Raw genomic sequence first — 18,375 nt, 5'->3', positions numbered from 1 at the left:
GCTTATATTAAATTGTAAGTAGAAATGCACTTCTGAGGGGAAAGTCAATCAGGAGGAGAGAAAAAATGAATAAGAGAAAAATAGCAGCTATAATTTTAGCTACGATGATTACAAATCTTTCTGCTACAACAATTGATGTTTTAGCACAGGAATTAAACACTAAAAACAATTCTAAGGTAGAAGTTAGTCATGATGATGAATCACATCAAGCAAGGGTAAGTAAGTTTGATTTATATAATAGTGATAAATTAGACGCTTATAATCAAGAATTTCAAGTCAGCAGATCAAATATAAAATCCATAAATAATAATGGTGGAAAGTATAATAGTTCTACTATTGATAAAGCCATAGATGGCAATCTAGAAACTCATTGGGAAACAGGAAAACCTAATGATGCAAATTTCACAAACGAAGTAGTAGTTACATTTAATGAAATAACTAATATAGATAGAATTGTATATTCTGCAAGAAGAGACTCTGCAAGGGGAAAAGGCTTTGCAAAAGAATTTGAAATATATGCTTCTCTTAAAGATGAGGGAGATGATTTTAATTTAGTAAGCAGTGGAGAATATACAGAATCAACTAGAGATTTAGTTGAAATAAAGTTTAATCCAACTGACTTTAAAAGATTAAAGTTTAAGTTTAAAAAGGCTGACCAGAACTGGGCTTCAGCAGCAGAATTTATGTTTTATAAAGAAGATAAATTAAATGAAAAGTTTAATGGATTATTTACAGATTCTAGTATGAATAAAGTATCTGAGGAATTTAATACATTAGAGAAATTAAATGCCTTTGAGAATGAATTAAAAGATCATCCAATTTATGATTTATACAAGGAAGGACTAAATAATGCTAGAGCTATTTTAACAGAAACTTCTGAGAATCCTACTAAGGCAACTTTAGGACAAATAACATATAATCTTAATGATGATTATAATAATCAATATAGAATGCCTTATAAAAATATAAAAGCAATAAAAAATAATGGAAGACATTATGCTGCTCAAAATATTGAAAAGGCTATTGATAATGATGTAAATACTTATTGGGAAACAGGAACATTAAATAGTTCTTCTTTTAACAATGAAGTTGAGGTTGAGTTTAATGATTTAGTAACTTTAGATAGAATAGTTTATGGTTCTAGACAAAGTGACTTAAAGGGCTTTGCTGAAGAGGTTTATATATATGCTTCTAGAACAAGTAAAGGGGATACATATAAGTTAGTTGCTACAGGGGCTCATGAAGCTACTAAGGGATTAGTTGAAGCTAAATTTGAGCCTACAGAATTTAAAAGAGTTAAGTTTAAATTTAAGAAATCTAAACAAAATTCTGCAACTTTAAATGAATTAATGTTTTATAAACCAGATGAAGTTTATTCTTCAATACCTAAGCTTTTCACAGATGGTACTATGAGTGAACTTAGTGAAGAGTTTAATAGTTTAGAAAAAATAAATGCCTTTAAAGAAAAAGCTAAAAATCATCCATTATATAATGACTTTAACGAAACTATAGAATTAGCCGAATCATTAATTTCTAATCCAAGAAAAGAGGATGTACTTGAATTAGAAATGAGAGGAGATTCTATAAGTGAAGCTAAAAAGAGAAAGGTATGGAATTTCCAAGACTGGCAAATAACAGGACTATCTGCTAGAGCTGGAGATAAAATAACTGTATATGTGGATGTAGCAGAAGGTGATCCTACTCCAACATTATTATACAAACAATCTTTAACTCAACATGGTGGAGCAACAAGCTTCCAATTAAAGCCTGGTAAAAATGAAATAACTATACCAGAAATAAATTATGAATCTAATGGAATACCTAAGGATGTTATTCAAGGGGGAGATTTATTCTTCACTAATTACAAAAGTGATAGTCAAAAGAGAGCACCAAAGGTAAGAATAGAAGGTGCAAGCAAATATCCTGTATTTATTCTAGGAAAATCAGATGAAAATGAAGTAATGAAAGAGTTAGAAGCCTATGTTGAAAAAATTAAAGCAGAACCTAAGACTACTCCAAATATTTTTGCAGTAAGTTCTAACAAGTCATTAGAATTTGTACAAGCTACCTATGCTTTAGATTGGTATAAGAAAAACAACAAAACTCCAAAGTACACAGCGGAGCAATGGGATCAATATATAGCTGATGCTATGGGATTCTGGGGATTTGATAACTCAAAAGATGTTAATTCAGATTTTAATTTTAGAATAATGCCTATGGTTAAGAACCTTAGTGGTGGAGCATTCATGAATGCTGGAAATGGTGTTATAGGTATAAGACCTGGAAATCAGGATGCAATACTTGCAGCTAATAAAGGATGGGGTGTTGCTCATGAACTTGGACATAACTTTGATACAGGCGGAAGAACCATAGTAGAAGTAACAAATAATATGATGCCATTATTCTTTGAGTCTAAATATAAAACTAAAACAAGAATAACTGACCAAAACATATGGGAAAATAATACCTACCCTAAAGTTGGCTTAGATGATTATTCTAATAATGAGTTATATAATAAGGCTGACAGTACTCATTTAGCTCAGTTAGCGCCATTATGGCAATTATATTTATATGATAATACTTTCTATGGAAAGTTTGAAAGACAGTTTAGAGAAAGAGATTTTGGAAATAAAAATAGAGAAGATATATATAAATCTTGGGTTGTGGCAGCATCAGATGCTATGGAGTTAGATTTAACTGAGTTCTTTGCAAGACATGGTATTCGTGTTGATGATAAGGTTAAAGAGGATTTAGCTAAGTATCCAAAGCCTGATAAAAAGATCTATTACTTAAATGATTTAGCAATGAATTATAAAGGTGATGGATTCACAGAGAATGCAAAGGTATCTGTAAGCACAAGTGGTTCAAATGGTAATATAAAACTTTCATTCTCAGTAGATGATGAAAATAAAGATAATATACTTGGATATGAAATACGCAGAGATGGAAAGTATGTAGGATTTACTTCTAATGATAGCTTTGTTGATACTAAATCTAATTTAGATGAGGATGGTGTATATGTAGTAACACCATATGATAGAAAGTTAAATACCTTAAATCCAATAGAGGTAAATGCATTGCAACCAACTTTATCTGTAAACCCAGTGATTACACTAGCTTTAGGTGAGGAGTTTAATGAAGAAGAATATATTGTAGCTAAGGACATAAAAGGTAATTCTCTAAGTGAATCTGTAAAAGTTAAATCAAGTAATGTAAATACTTCTAAAGTTGGAGAATATGAAGTTTTATATAGCTTAGAAGATTCTAAAGGCAATGAATACACTAAAACTTCTAAGGTTAATGTTGTAAGTAGAAAAGAGTATATGAGTGATTTAACTCCTAAACAATCTTCAAATGGATGGGGAACTGTTAGAAAAGATAAGAGCATAAGTGGAGGAGTAATAGGTCTTACAAGAGATGGAGACTTTGTTGACTATAATAAGGGATTAGGTCTTCACTCAAATGCGGAGTATGTATATGATTTAGAAGGAAAAGATTATGACTACTTTGAATCTTATGTAGGTGTTGATAAAGCAATGTCATCTAGACCAGCCTCTTCAGTTATTTTTAAAGTTTTAGTTGATGGAGAAGAAAAGTTTAATAGTGGAGTAATGAGAAGTACAACACCTCAAAAATATGTTAAGGTGGATGTAAAAAACGCTAAGGAGCTAAAATTAATAGTAAATGATGCTGGAGATGGAGATAGTTCAGATCATGCAAGCTTTGGAGATGCTAAATTAGCTACTTTATCTTCAAAACCAATAATTAAAGGTGAAAATTTAGCTTATAGTATGGATGAAAAAGTAGATTTAATGAAAGGAATAACTGCAACAGATATTGAAGATGGAAATATAACTTCTAAAGTACAAATAAAATCTTCAGACTTTGTTGAAGGAAAGTCAGGAATATTTACAGTTGTGTATTCAGTAACAGATAGTGATGGATTAACCTCTGAATGTTCAAGAACTATAGCAGTTACAGATAAAGAAACTCAATTATCTGATTTAAATTGGAAATCTGCAACTATAGGCTCAGGTTCTGTAAGAAAAGATAGAGCAGTAAGTGGAAATCAAATAAGATTATTAAATGAAGATAATTCTGTTGAAACCTTTGCCAAAGGAATAGGAACTCACTCATATTCAGAAATAGTTTATAATTCAGAAGGGTATGATATCTTTGACACTTGGGTAGGTATTGATAGACATGTTGCAGACAAAAAAGTTTCTAGTGTTAAGTTTAAAGTATATGTTGATGGAGAATTAAAGGCTGAAACAGATGTAATGAGAATTGATACTCCAAAGAAACGTTTAGTTGTAGATGTAAGAAACTCTAAAGAGATTAAATTAGTAGTAGATGTAGCTGACAATGGAAACAATTGGGATCATGCAGACTGGGCAGATGCTAAGTTTAGAAATTTAGCAGAGTATGATGCATCAGAGTTAAATAAGGCAATAGAAGAGGCTAAAAAATTAGACTTAAATAATTACACTGAAGAAAGTTCAGAAGCTTTAAAAAATGCAATATCAAAGGGTGAAGAAGCCTTACTTTCTAAGGATAAAGAGACAATAAATTCTGCCCTTGAAGAGTTAAATAAGGAAATGAATTCTTTAGTAAAAGTAGATTTAAATGCTGTTATTAATATACCAGATAAATATTTGCTTAAGTCCATTCAAAATCAATTAAATAAAACTGGAGATATAACTTTAGGGGATATGTATAGTTTAACGACATTAACATTAAGCGGAGTTGAAGACTTAACAGGCTTAGAAAATGCTAAAAATTTAGAAACTTTAAATATGGATTATAATGAAGTTAAAGACTTAAGACCTTTATCAAAATTAAAGAAGCTTAATACATTAAATGCACAAGAGCAATTTATTGCAGCAGGAGAGTTAAAGCCTTCTAATGGTAAAGTTATAGGTGACTCAAAAGTATATAATAGAGAAGGAAAAAATGTAGCTAAAACTATTAGAGTTGTTGATAAAAATGGAAATACAATTCTAGAACAAGATGCTAAAGATGAATTCACAATAAACACTAAGGATTTATCATCAGGATTATATGGTGTTCATGTATTATTTGAAGATGAAGGTTTTAGTGGAGTAATGTTCTATTTATTTAACGTATAATAAATGGAAAAATATAAAGTTATTTTGCTTATAAATTAATTTTATAATATAAAAGAACTAACTTTTTAAAATAATTTTAATAAAAGATATGTTTAGAGTAGAGTCTATAGAGAGGGATTCTACTCTATATTTTTTTGTTTATGATACAATTCTAAGCTTAATATAAATTAAGAAGGAGTTTTTAATTTTATTTATAATTTTTAAATATTAAACTAAAAATAATAGGGTATCTAATAATAAATGTAATTTTTATAGGAGGTGATAAAAATGGGTAATAAAAATAGAAATAGTAAAAAGAAAATGGCATCTTTAGGTCTTAGAAAAGATGAAAATGGAGATTATAAGTATATTGACCCTAATGATACAACTTCAGAATTTGTTCCAGTAAGGAATCATGGAAGAAAGTCTTCTCATAATTAAATATATATTTATTAAAGAGTTTTTTATCATAAACCACACACCTTTACTTAAATTGGTGTGTGGCTATTTTGTATTTAATGCTTTTTAAAGGAAATATTATTATATCTTCATTAAAATAATTTTTAATATGTTAAGTTATTTGTAATATATTGACATAAAAACATAAATATAGTAATATGTTGTGGAAATAAATTATATCAAATATAAAAAGGGAAATAAGGGGGAAAAACAATGGGGAAAAAAGGTAACAAACTTATTGAATTTGTTAGTAAGATCATGGCTTTTGTTATGGCAGTGACTTTATTATCAAGCTTACCTGTACAAAATGTATTAGCTAATGGCAGCAAAGAAACAAAGGGAGATGAGTATGAAATCTATCCAATTCCTCAAAGTATAAAATATGATAATAGCATAGTAACTTTAGGGACTGATGCTAATGTTGTATTTGAAGAAGGAATTGATGAGGCAACAAAAAACAGACTATTAGAGGTTTTATCAATTAAGGGAATTAATCATGAAGAGAGCAATGAAATAAAAGAAGATAAGACAAACTTTCTAATAGGAATAAATAACTCAGAAGGAGTTGTAGACAAGTACTTTACAGATAATAATTTAGTAAATGATTCTCATTTTGAAAATCATGATGCCCATGTAGTATCAGTTAAGGGAAATGTAATAGCTGTATTAGGTAAAAATACTGATTCAGCATTTTATGGTATCACATCTTTAAAAGCAATATTTAATCAATTAGAAGGAAATGAATTAAAGGAATTATTAATTGAGGACTATTCAGATGGTCAATGGCGTGGTTTTATTGAAGGATATTATGGAATTCCTTGGAGCAATGAAAATCGTAAGGACTTAATGAAATTTGGTGGGGATTTTAAGATGAATTCATACATCTTTGCACCAAAGGATGATCAGTATCACAGTCTTAAGTGGAGAGAGCCATATCCTGCTGAGAAGTTAGCTGAAATAAAGGAAATGGTTGATGTTGGAATAGCAACAAAGAATAAATTCATATGGACAATACACCCATTCTTAAAAGATGGTATGAACTTTGGATCAGAAGAGAGTTATAAAGCTGATTTAGAAAAGATAATAGCTAAGTTTGAACAATTATATAGTGTGGGAGTACGTCAATTTGGTGTGCTTGCAGATGATGCTGAGGGAGAAGCTAATAATCAAGTAAAACTTATGGAAGACTTAGAAAAATGGCGTTTACAAAAAGGTGATGTATACGAATTTATATTTGTTCCTAAGGTTTATACAAAGGAATCAGCTGGTGGAGATGTTAATAATGAATACTTAAAAACTATTGGTACAATGCCAGAAACTATTGATATCATGTGGACTGGTGATGTAATACTTGGTTATGTAACTCAAGAGACATTTGAATTCTTTGAAGAAGCTGTAGGACGTCAAGCCTTTATGTGGTTAAACTGGCCAGTAAATGATATTAACAATAAACGTTTACTAATGGGTAAGGGTGAGATGTTAGATCCAACAGTTACAAACTTTAAGGGAATTGTAACAAATCCAATGCAAGAAGCTCAAGCTTCAAAGGTAGCTTTATTTGCTATAGCTGATTATGGATGGAATAGAGCAGATTTTGATATGGACAAGAGTTGGAAAGATTCTTTCAAATATATAGAGCCAGATGCAAGTGAAGAATTATATACCTTTGCAAAACACATGAGTGATCCAGCTCCAAACTGGCATGGATTATCTTTAGAAGAATCTGAAGAGTTAAGACCAGTAATTGAAGAGTTTACAAGAAGATTATGGGAAAAAGAATCTGTTTTAGATTACAGTAAGGTTATTTTAGATGAATATCAAGAGATTTTAGATGCAACTAATAATTTTGCAACTAAATCTAAGAATGAATTATTAAAGAGTGAAATTAAAGGATGGGTTGATTCTTTAAGAGATTTAGCAGAATCAACTATAGCATATATAAATTCAGCAGTAGCTTTTGAAAAAGGTAACTATGAGGAAGCTATGAAATACTATGTTCTAGGAGAAGAAGAGTACACTGCTTCAAGATCTCATAGAACTCCTGTAATAAATGGACAATCTAGACCAGAACCAGGTACAAGACACTTAATACCATTTATTAAGGATTTATCTAAAATCATAGGAGATAATATTGACCAAGTTATAAATCCAGATACTACTAAGTTAACACTTCGTCCTTATACAAATATGTCACCTCTTTATTGGGGACATGTTCAAAATATAGCTGATGGAGATAATACTAGATATTCATGCATGTGGATTCGTAATTCAGCTAAAGAAGGAGACTATGTTGCTGTAGAATTAAATGAGGTAACTAAGGTTAATAGCATTACTTTTGAACAAGGACAAGATGAGGGAGATGCATTTAACTATGGTAAATTCCAATATTCTATGGATGGTGAAAATTGGACTGATGTAGATGGTGTAGATTATGGACCAAAAATGCATAAGATTGTAGTTGAAGGTTTAGATATAACAGCAAAATATTTAAGATTTATTCCTACTAAAGAAATTTTAAATAACTGGATTGCTGTTAGAGAATTCTCTGTTAATAAAAAAGATGAAAATAATATGAAAGTTAATGCATATACAAATGTAGAAGCTTTAGCTAAGAATGAAGTAAGTATTTCAGAGGAAAAAGCTACACTTTCAGATTTAAATGATGTTACTTTATCAAAGGGAGAATATGTTGGAATTAAGTTAAATAAGCTTAGAGAAGTAACTAACATAGTTTCAGATTTAACAAATAAGGATAATTTAACATTAGAAACATCAATTAATGGAGTTGAGTGGGTAGAAGCAAAAACTTTATCAGAAACTATAAATGCTCGCTATGTTCGTATTATAAATAATACAGATAAGGATGTAACTTTTAATTTAAATAAATTAGAAGCTGAATACTCTAATAATGATGTGAATTTTGATATTAGACCAACAGCAGAAGCAAAGTTTGAGCCTAAGAACTTAATTGATGGAAAATTAAATACAGCATTTAAACCACTAGAAAGTGCACCTAAATCTGGCCAATTAACTTATAGAATTTCTGACAAAACAGATATTAAGAAGTTTACAATAGTACAAAATCCAAATACAATTTCTAATGCAATTGTATCTGTAAGAAATGAAAATGGATGGAAAGAGATAGGAAGTTTAGGAAAGAGCTTTAATGAGTTTAATACAGAAGATTTTGAAAATGTCTTTGAAATAAAGGTAGAGTGGGATGGATTTGCACCTACTATTTATGAAATAGGACTTTCAACAATTAAAGAAGAGGTTCAAGTAGATAAGTCTAAATTAGAAGAAGCTATTAAGGAAGTAGAAAAGCTTAAAGAGGAAGACTATACAAAGGACTCTTGGAGTAACTTAATAGAAAAGTTAAATTTAGCTAAAGAGGTATTATCTAAGGAAGATGCTACTCAAGATGAGGTAGATAATGCTATAAAAGCTTTAAATGAAGCCCTTAATGGATTAGTTAAAAAAGAAGAGACTGAAGGACCAGTAGATCCAGACAAACCAGAAGGCCCAATTGATCCAGACAAGCCAGTTGATCCTGAGAATCCAGATAATACAGAGAAACCTGAAAATCCTGAAGGTACAGATAAACCAGAAACTCCAGACAAACCAGAGGGTAATTTACCAAACACTGGAGGAGCTTCATCATCAATATTCTTACAATTAGGAGTAGTAATGATGGCTTCAGGAGCTTTTGTATTAAAAAGAAAGAAAAGATAATTTTCTTAAAAGTTAAAAGCCTTAGAAAATAGTTATATGAGAAGCTGCATAGATTTATAGGTCTATGCAGCTTTTTAGTTTAATTTTATTTATATAAATATTTTTATAGGTTTTTATATAAGGTTTATGATGAAATGTTAAATTTCAAAAAAATCAATATTATTTAATAATAAATGTAAAAAATTTGTATATGTGAAAGAATTATCATGGATTTTTTTAAGTTAAAATGGTATTATTATAAGCATGATAAAAATATTTTAATAGTAAAATACACCATGAAAATATAAAAAAAATCTAATTTTTATAGGTAGATTTAAGCAAAGTATTAATTCATTGAAACAATGAAATACTTAATTATAAGCATTTCTTCTTTATGTATTTAGAAAGTTCTAAAAACATTTTAAAAGTATAGTGATAATAAATTACTATATAAAGGTTAACTTAATTGACAGCTTTTTGTTTAGCCTGTCTTTTAAGATGAGTTTAAATATAATATGCGCAATAATTAGTTTAGATAGCATTATAACTTTTGTTTTATGTGGATATAGTATAATATTTGTGCATTTTATAGAAAATATAACAAGAGAACATATCAATAAAGATTTTACTATTGGTATGAATAAACGAAAGGAGAGATTAGGTGTATGAAAAAGAAATTACCTAAGGAAGCTTATGGTGGTGTAAGCGGTAAAGATTATGTTCCTTATTTTACTGGTAAGTCAAAAAATGGAGTTAATCTTCCTGTACTAATAATAGGTATAGTATTAGCTATTGTTTTTGCTGCTTCAACTGCTTATTCAGGTATGAAATCAGGGTTAACTGTTGCTGCTGGTATACCTGGAGCTATCATAGGGTCAGTTTTTGTAGGAATATTTGCACGTAGCAAGGGTATTCTTGGAAAAAACATAACTCAAGGTATGGCAAGTGGAGGAGAATCTATAGCAAGTGGTATGATATTTGTATTACCAGCAATTATACTAATAGGAAGTGACTTTACTTTCTTAGAGGGTGTAGCTGCAGGTGTAGGAGGAGTTCTATTTGGTATAGGATGTCTATCACTAGTTTATAACTACCTAATAGTTGAGGAACATGGAAAACTTATGTATCCTGAGTCAATGGCAATATCTGAAACTCTTGTTGCTTCTGAAGGAAGTGAAGACTCAATTAAATTTATGGGTATTGGATTTGTTATAAGTGGTATCATAAATGTTTTAACAGGATCATTTTTAAACTTAATAAACAATACTGTTACATATTTAGGAAGCAAATTTTATAAGTGGAAGTTCTCTACTGAAGTAAACCCACTTTTACTTGGTATTGGATTTATAGTTGGATTAGAAGTATCACTTACTATGTTTGCAGGATCTATACTAGCTAACTTTGGTATAGCTCCATTAATAGGATATTTCAGTGATATGGCAGAGAAGAGCATGCATTCATGGAATGACGCTTCAATGTTAATTCACCAAATGGACGTAAATGCAATATCAGGAAGTTACGTTAAGTATATAGGAGCAGGAATGATGCTTTGTGGAGGTATTATAGGTGCTATAAAACTTATACCAACTATAATAGTTTCAATAAAAGAAACATTAAAAGCAAGCCCTGTTAATGAAGAAAATGCTGAGAAAAATAGCGGATCTATAATAATACTTTTAGTAGGAGCTGTATTAGCTTTTGTTATAGGATTCTTTATTTCTAATAGCATTGCAATGGCTATAACAGGAGCAGTTGTTTCAATAATCCTATCATTACTATTCGTAATAGTTGCAGGACGTTTAACTGGTACAATAGGAACATCAAACCTTCCTGTATCAGGTATGACAATAGCTTCATTAGTAATATTAACACTAGTATTCGTTATAATGGGATGGACTGGAAAAGCTGATAACAAAGCATTACTTTTATTTGCTACATTTATGGTTGTTTCAATCTCTGTAGCAGGTGGATATAGCCAATCTCAAAAGGTAACATATATAATTGGTGGAAGCAAAAAAGAAATGCAAAACTCTTTCATGATTGCAAGTATAGTTGGTGTTGTTGTTGTTACTGGAACAATATTAGTACTTTCTAGCCAATTATCAATAACTGGAGCAGATGCACCTTTTGCATTACCACAAGCTAACTTAATGTCAACATTAACTTCAGGTATAATGGAAGGAAACTTACCTTGGCCTATGATAATTGTTGGAGTAGTTATGGCTTTATTCTTATACTTAGTAGACTTACCAATAATGACTGTTGCAATAGGATTCTATTTACCTATATCAACAACTTCTATAATTTTAGTAGGTGCATTAATACGTGTATTTATTGAAAAAATGAGCAAGAGTGATCATGAAAAAGAAGTTAAGGTTTCAAATGGAATAAGTTTATCTTCTGGTCTTGTTGCTGGAGGATCTATTGTGGGATTAATAGGAATAGTTCTACAAGTAACAGGAATAATAACACCTGGAACACCAACTGGTTTTGTAGCTAGCAATGGAATGGCAATAATAGTGCTTATTCTTTTAGTTTTAGCAACTACATTGCCTATTATGAAATCTAAGGTGAAACATTAAGGTGAATTATAATGGATAATGAAGAACTTTTAAATATGCGATTTAAAATTTGTGATAATCTTCAGTATGAAGTTGATGAAGAGGGAATAGTTACTATTTTAGAAAAACAAGATCATAAGATTCAAAGGTTTTTTAGAAAATTGAAATTTAAGATTCCAATGTATAAAAGAACTTCTTTAGATGAATATGGTAGTGAGGTGTTTTTACAAATCAATGGAACTAATACCGTTAAGGAAATTGGTGAAGCTTTAGAGGTTAGGTTTGGTGAAAAAGTACATCCTCTTTATGAAAGACTATTAGTTTTTCTAAATCACATATATTTAAATTGCAAGTATATTGAAAAAGTAGAATAGATTTTATCTTGTAACCTACAAAAGTCTTTTTATAGATTTTTGTAGGTTATTTTAATTTTAGGATATATTTTAAGTGAAGTTGTAATTTTGAAAATATTTAACTTAAGGAGCGTTTAAACCTTTCTTAAATAAGGAAAGATATTTTAAGTTTATAACAAAGCATCCCTATAATCATATTTATTGTTTTTAAGTCATGGAAGAAATATTTAATATTTTTAAAACTATGAACAGAAAATATTGACTAAGAATAAGTAGATGCTATAATAAACAAGACTTGATAATAATTATTAATAACAAATGAAATGATTATTCATCATAAGAAATATAGGACATTAGGAATAGGGACATTATTATGAAAAATCAATATGAACTAAAGAATGAAAAAATTGGAAGGTTGCTTTTAAAATATTCACTACCAGCTATACTATCTATGATGGTAACTTCCTTATATAACACTGTAGATAGAGCTTTTATAGGTTCTATTAAGGATATAGGAGCCTTTGCCATATCTGGCTTAGGAGTAACTATGCCCTTGTTTACAATATTAGGTGCTTTCTGCGTTGCCATTTCTGTAGGAGGAAGCACTAATATATCAATAAAGCTAGGGGAAGAAAAGAAGGAAGAAGCTGAAAGAATATTAGGAAATACTTTTATATTATCCATAGTTGTTGCTTTAATCATTATGATCTTTGGATTCTCATTTTTAGAAAAAATACTATACTTTTTTGGTGCAAGTAAGGAAACTATTATATATGCAAAGGATTATATGAGGGTAATACTTATAGGGGCATGGTTTAACTTTCCTGGATTTGCTCTTAATAATGCAATAAGAGCTGAGGGAAATCCAAAGTTAGCTGGTAAAATCATGATAATAAGTTGTGTTTTAAACATAATTTTAGATCCAATATTTATATTCTTATTTCATATGGGAATTAAGGGAGCTGCCTTAGGAACTATAATTTGTCAATTCATAGTTTTTCTTTGGACAATGTATTATTTTACCTTAGGAAAGTCAAACTTAAAGCTAAGGATTAAAGGAAAGATATTAAATAAGAATATTTTAAGGGCAATAATTTTAATTGCTTTAACTCCATTTTTTATGGAGCTTGCAGCAGGATTTATACATTTAATAACAAATAGAGTTCTTAAGGATTATGGTGGAGATTTAGCCATAGGAGCAATGACTTCAATAACATCTATATACCTTTTATTTTTAATGCCAGTCTTTGGCTTAAGTCAAGGAATGCAAACCATAGTTGCATATAACTATGGAGCAAAGGAGTATAAACGTGCTAAAAAAACTCTATTAATGACTATAATAATTGCAACTTTAATTTTAACCTTAGGACTTGTACTTATTAGAATTTATCCAAGAGAGTTTATCAATATATTTACAAAGGATAAGGAGCTAATAAATATAGCACTTAATGGATTAAAAATATATACTCTTGCCTTACCTACCTTAGGGGTTTCAATCTTAGGGGCAGTATATTTTCAGTCCATAGGAAATGTTAAAAAGTCAATTTTTCTAAGTTTATTAAGACAAGTTATACTATTTATACCTATTATATTTATAATACCTAGAGTATATGGACTAAATGGAGTGTGGATTTCACAGCCCTTAGCTGATATTTTAGCTACCGTATTAATACTTATATTTTTAATAAAAGAATTTTACATAAGAGATACTCATGATTTAATTTGCAGAGCAGAAAGAACATAGTTAATTAGATAAGTTTTCGCAAAAATAGTTTAGTTGCTAAGTGGATAAGAAGAAAAAAGGCTGATATAATATTTTCTAGAATCTTTAAAAAAGGAGTAAACAAATGAAGTATTATTTAGCACCAATGGAAGGGATTACTGGATTTATATATAGAAATTCTTATGAGAAGTTTTTTGGAGGAATTGATAAATACTTTGCCCCTTTTGTTGTTCCAAATAGTAGTAAAAGTCTTAAAACTAAGGAATTAAGAGATGTTTTGCCAGAGAATAATAAAGGAATCAACTTAGTTCCACAAATACTTACTAATGATTCAGAAGGCTTTATCTCAACAGCTAGGAAGCTTAAGCAGTTAGGATATAATGAAATAAATTTAAATTTAGGATGTCCATCTGGAACAGTTGTTGGAAAGAAAAGAGGGTCAGGATTTTTAGCTCACAAGGAAGAACTTGATAAGTTTTTAGAAGAAATATTTAAAATAGATGACATGAAACTTTCAATAAAAACTAGATTAGGAATGGATAAGCCTGAGGAATTTTATGAGCTTATAAAAATTTATAATAAGTATCCTATGGAGGAGCTTATTATTCATCCTAGAACAAGACAAGATTTTTATGCAAATAAACCTAATTTAGAGGTTTTTAAAGATGCAATTTCTTTAAGTAAGAATCCAATTTGTTATAATGGAGATATTTTTACTGTGGAAGATCATAATAAATTAATTGAAACATTTCCAGAAGTAGATAAAATAATGTTAGGAAGAGGGATTTTAGCTAACCCAGCCTTAATGAATGAAATTTTAAACAATGAGTTTATGGACAAAAAGGTATTAAAAGAGTTTCATGATGAAGTATTTAATAAATACAGAGAAGTATTTAATGAAGATAGAAATGCAATGTTTAGAATGAAGGAGCTATGGGGATATATGATATATATGTTCTCAAATAATAAAAAATATGCTAAGAAAATAAAGAAAGCTCAGAAGGTGGTTGAGTATAACCAAGCTGTTACAAGTCTATTTTTAGAACAGGATATACTTAAGGGAGCTGGATTATTTAGTAGTGAAGAGTAAATATAAGATATGTTTCTTTATATTTAATATATTTATTTTAAAATCTATCAGACTTTAGTTTTATTGTCTGGTAGATTTTTTATTATAGGAATAAGAATAGTATAGTAAAAAATAGTAAATTAGAAAGTGTGCTATAATTACATTTATTAGAGCAATTAGACTTTTAACTAATATAATGAAAATATGGAGAGAAATTATATGAATGAAGAAAAGATTATTAAGAAACTTTCAGGTTATGATGATTTTAAGTGTATAGCTGATAGCTGTAAATTCACTTGTTGTGAAGGATGGGATATTGATATAGATAAGGATACATATGAAAAATGGAAAAATAATAAAGAAGATTCTAAATACCTTTTAAATAATGTAAAAGTGAGAGAAGTTAATGGGGAAAAATTATACTTTATAAACAAAGATACCTTTGAAGCGTGTTCTTTTTTAGATTGTAAGGGACTGTGTAATATAGTTAAGTGTAAAGGGGAAGAGTATTTATCTAAAACTTGTAGTACATTTCCAAGAATAAGTAATGAGTTTGAATATAGAAAAGAGCTTTCTTTATCATGTTCATGTCCAGAAGTTGTGGAAATATTAGATAATATAGATAGTGAGATTATAATAAATCAATTGGAAAAAATAAATAAAGAAGATATACCATTAGAGCTTAAATTGAGGGATACTTTAATAAATATAATGTATGAAGAGGGATTTTCCTTAGAAGAAAAATTACTTTTAGGTTTTGAGATGTTGTTAAATATATTAGAAAATGAAAGTTATACTAGTGAAGATATTTTCTTAGATGAACTAGAAAAGTATAGTAACATAGAGTACATAAAAGAAGTGATTTATCTATATAATGAAATAAAAATAAATAAAGGTGAATCATTAGAGGAAGTAAACTCTCTGTTTTTAGATATTATAGAAAATTATAAGAGTATTTCTAATCTAAAGTGTGTACTAGAAAGAGTATCTGATTTTGCTGAAAATACTAATATAAATCTTTTAAGTGAAAAGTGGGAGAAATATAAAGAATCATTTAAAGAATTTGAAGATTTACTTAAAAAATGTATTATATCTAAGATATTTAGTAATTGTACAAGTGATGATATGGAAGATATGATAATTTCTTTCCAATTAATTATATTAGAATATTTATTAACAAGATATTCTGTATTTTTAAATTATTGTATTAATGATGAAAAAATACAAAGGGAAGAGATAAAGAATAATATTATTACTTTTTCAAGAGTTATTGAAAATAATAAAGATGCTGTTATAGAGTTCTTAAATGATGGCTTTGAGGAGATAATTTTAGAAATAGGTTATCTATGTTTTATAAGTTTGGTCTAAATTGTATTTTAAACTAAGAAGAGATTTAAAACTATGTATAAGTTTACATATATAAGTTAACAATAACTTAAAATTTTTTATTTAAATACCATATTTAAGACAATAATCATATTGAAAAATATATATGATTATTGTCTTTTTGTGTTTATAGATGGATTTTATTTATTATTATAGGGACTTTCTACAGTTTTATAATGTTCGTGATTTTTATAAAAATATGAATAAATTTTTAATTTGATTAATTTAAAGGTATTAAAATAATATAATTTACGAATATTATTTTATATTATATTGACAATATACGTAATAAAAAGTAGAATAAAATTAAATTATGTAGAAATTAAAAACAGTGAGTAAAGATACAGCACTTAGAGACGGAGGAAAAACATGAGGAAAATAAGCCAGTATTTATTATTTATACCCTGCATAGTATTAGTAGCATATTTTATGATAGTTCCATTACTAGATGTAATAATTCCTACTTTCACTAATACAAATGGTGGTATGTTTAGTGCCTATAAAGAATTTTTCACAGATTCTTATATGATGTCAATATTTTTGAGAACCATTAAGATATCTTTAGTATCATCTATAATTTGCATGTTTATAGGTGTGCCAGTTTCTTATTACATATCAAGAGTTTCTAAAAAGGTGAGAGGTTTTCTTATAGCCTTAACAGTCTTTCCCATATTAACAAATTCAGTTGTTCGCTCATTTGCTTGGATGAGTATCTTAGGAAAAAATGGAATAATCAATAGTTTATTAATGAAGTTTAATTTAATACAAGAGCCATTATCACTACTATATACAGAAGGAGCTATTATAATAGGTACGATTTATATTTTCTTACCACTTATGATTATCTCCCTAGTAGGAGTTATGGAAAATATAGATAATGACTTATTAGAAGCAGCAGAAAGTTTAGGAGCTAATAGATTAAAAGCATTCTTTAAAGTTGTATTTCCACTTAGCTTACCAGGATTAATAGTTGGAACAGTTTTGGTATTTACAGGTTCCTTAACAGCCTACACAACACCTCAATTATTAGGAGGAAATAAAAATACGGTTTTAGCAACTTTAATATACCAAAAAACTATGACATTAGGTGATTGGCAGGGGGCCGCAGTTGTAGCAACAATAATGATTGTAGTCACTTTAATAGTAATAAAGGGGATTAACTTCCTAGCATCAAGATTAGATAAGAGAGGGGTTTCTTAAAGTGAAGAAGAGCAAAGTATTAACAACCTTCGTTGTTTTGGTTTATATATTTCTATTTGCACCGCTAGTAATTATTGCCATGACTAGTATAGGAACAGAAAATTATATAGCATTTCCTCCAAAAGGATTTAGTTTGCAATGGTTTATTACAGTATTTAAATCTGAGTCATTTATAAAAAGTATGGGGACAAGCTTCTTAATATCTACAGTATCTACATTATCAGCTTTGGTTATAGGAATGCCAGCGGCTTATGGATTAAGTAGATATAACTTCAAAGGAAAAGATATTCTTAAGAGTTTCTTCTTTTCGCCTTTAATAGTTCCTGGAATAGTAGTCGGATTCTCATTGTTTCAGTTTTTATTGGTAAAGATGAACTTATCAGTATATGCTAGTTTGTTTATTGGACATACTTTAATAATAATTCCTTACATCATAAGAGTTGTAGGATCAAGTTTAGAGGGATTTGATTATTCCATAGAGGAAGCAGCTATGAGCTTAGGATGTAAAAAATCACAAACTTTCTTTAAAGTAGTTTTACCAAATATAACATCAGGGGTAATGGCAGCATTTATGTTAGCTTTTATAAATTCATTTAACAATGTTCCAGTATCTATATTTCTAACTGGACCAGGAGTAAGCACATTACCTACAACTATGATGAACTATGTTGAATATAATTATGATCCAACAGTATCAGCTTTATCAGTAATCTTAATGATATTAACTATTGGAATTATGTACATATTAGAAAAAACATTAGGATTAAATAATTTTGCAGGATAGAATTTAAGTTAAAAATTTATT

Annotated in this window: 10 protein-coding genes; all 10 read left to right on the top strand. The window is 28.8% G+C overall.

The genetic code is table 11. The features are described 5' to 3' along the window. Nucleotides 1-65: 65 nt before the first annotated feature. The 10 genes from CPF_RS07240 to CPF_RS07200 all read left to right on the top strand — a co-directional run bounded on the left by CPF_RS07240 (nucleotide 66) and on the right by CPF_RS07200 (nucleotide 18,354). The gene (locus tag CPF_RS07240; protein WP_011590734.1) at nucleotides 66-5,129 is read left to right on the top strand and encodes an NPCBM/NEW2 domain-containing protein; all 5,064 of its coding nucleotides are present in this window, start codon (nucleotides 66-68) and stop codon (nucleotides 5,127-5,129) included. Between the two features lie 267 nt (nucleotides 5,130-5,396). Next, nucleotides 5,397-5,549 (top strand): hypothetical protein, encoded by a 153-nt coding sequence (locus CPF_RS15005; RefSeq protein ID WP_003456466.1) that lies wholly within the window; start codon nucleotides 5,397-5,399, stop codon nucleotides 5,547-5,549. Nucleotides 5,550-5,780: 231 nt separating this feature from the next. Then, the gene (gene nagK / locus CPF_RS07235) at nucleotides 5,781-9,299 is read left to right on the top strand and encodes a hyaluronidase NagK (protein WP_011590733.1); all 3,519 of its coding nucleotides are present in this window, start codon (nucleotides 5,781-5,783) and stop codon (nucleotides 9,297-9,299) included. Nucleotides 9,300-9,943: 644 nt separating this feature from the next. Next, on the top strand, nucleotides 9,944-11,860 hold the full coding sequence (locus CPF_RS07230) for an OPT family oligopeptide transporter (RefSeq protein ID WP_003477897.1): 1,917 nt from the start codon (nucleotides 9,944-9,946) through the stop codon (nucleotides 11,858-11,860). Between the two features lie 11 nt (nucleotides 11,861-11,871). Further along, on the top strand, nucleotides 11,872-12,213 hold the full coding sequence (locus tag CPF_RS07225) for a PqqD family peptide modification chaperone (RefSeq protein ID WP_011590731.1): 342 nt from the start codon (nucleotides 11,872-11,874) through the stop codon (nucleotides 12,211-12,213). 352 nt (nucleotides 12,214-12,565) lie between these two features. After that, complete coding sequence (locus CPF_RS07220) at nucleotides 12,566-13,936, top strand: MATE family efflux transporter (RefSeq protein WP_011590730.1); 1,371 nt, start codon at nucleotides 12,566-12,568, stop codon at nucleotides 13,934-13,936. 103 nt (nucleotides 13,937-14,039) lie between these two features. Next, nucleotides 14,040-15,005, top strand: a complete 966-nt coding sequence (locus CPF_RS07215; protein WP_011590729.1) for a tRNA dihydrouridine synthase — start codon at nucleotides 14,040-14,042, stop codon at nucleotides 15,003-15,005. Nucleotides 15,006-15,203: 198 nt separating this feature from the next. Next, on the top strand, nucleotides 15,204-16,352 hold the full coding sequence (gene fliB, locus CPF_RS07210) for a flagellin lysine-N-methylase (protein ID WP_011590728.1): 1,149 nt from the start codon (nucleotides 15,204-15,206) through the stop codon (nucleotides 16,350-16,352). Nucleotides 16,353-16,739: 387 nt separating this feature from the next. Then, entirely contained in the window at nucleotides 16,740-17,570 is an 831-nt protein-coding gene (locus CPF_RS07205; protein WP_011590727.1) for an ABC transporter permease, read from the top strand. Nucleotide 17,571: 1 nt separating this feature from the next. Then, a complete protein-coding gene (locus tag CPF_RS07200; RefSeq protein ID WP_003467290.1) occupies nucleotides 17,572-18,354 on the top strand; it encodes an ABC transporter permease in 783 nt (260 codons plus the stop codon). Nucleotides 18,355-18,375: the final 21 nt, after the last annotated feature.

Source organism: Clostridium perfringens ATCC 13124 (genome assembly GCF_000013285.1).
GTDB lineage: Bacteria > Bacillota > Clostridia > Clostridiales > Clostridiaceae > Sarcina > Sarcina perfringens.
Note: the sequence above shows the minus strand (reverse complement) of the source record. Positions and strands in the feature narration are given on the sequence as shown.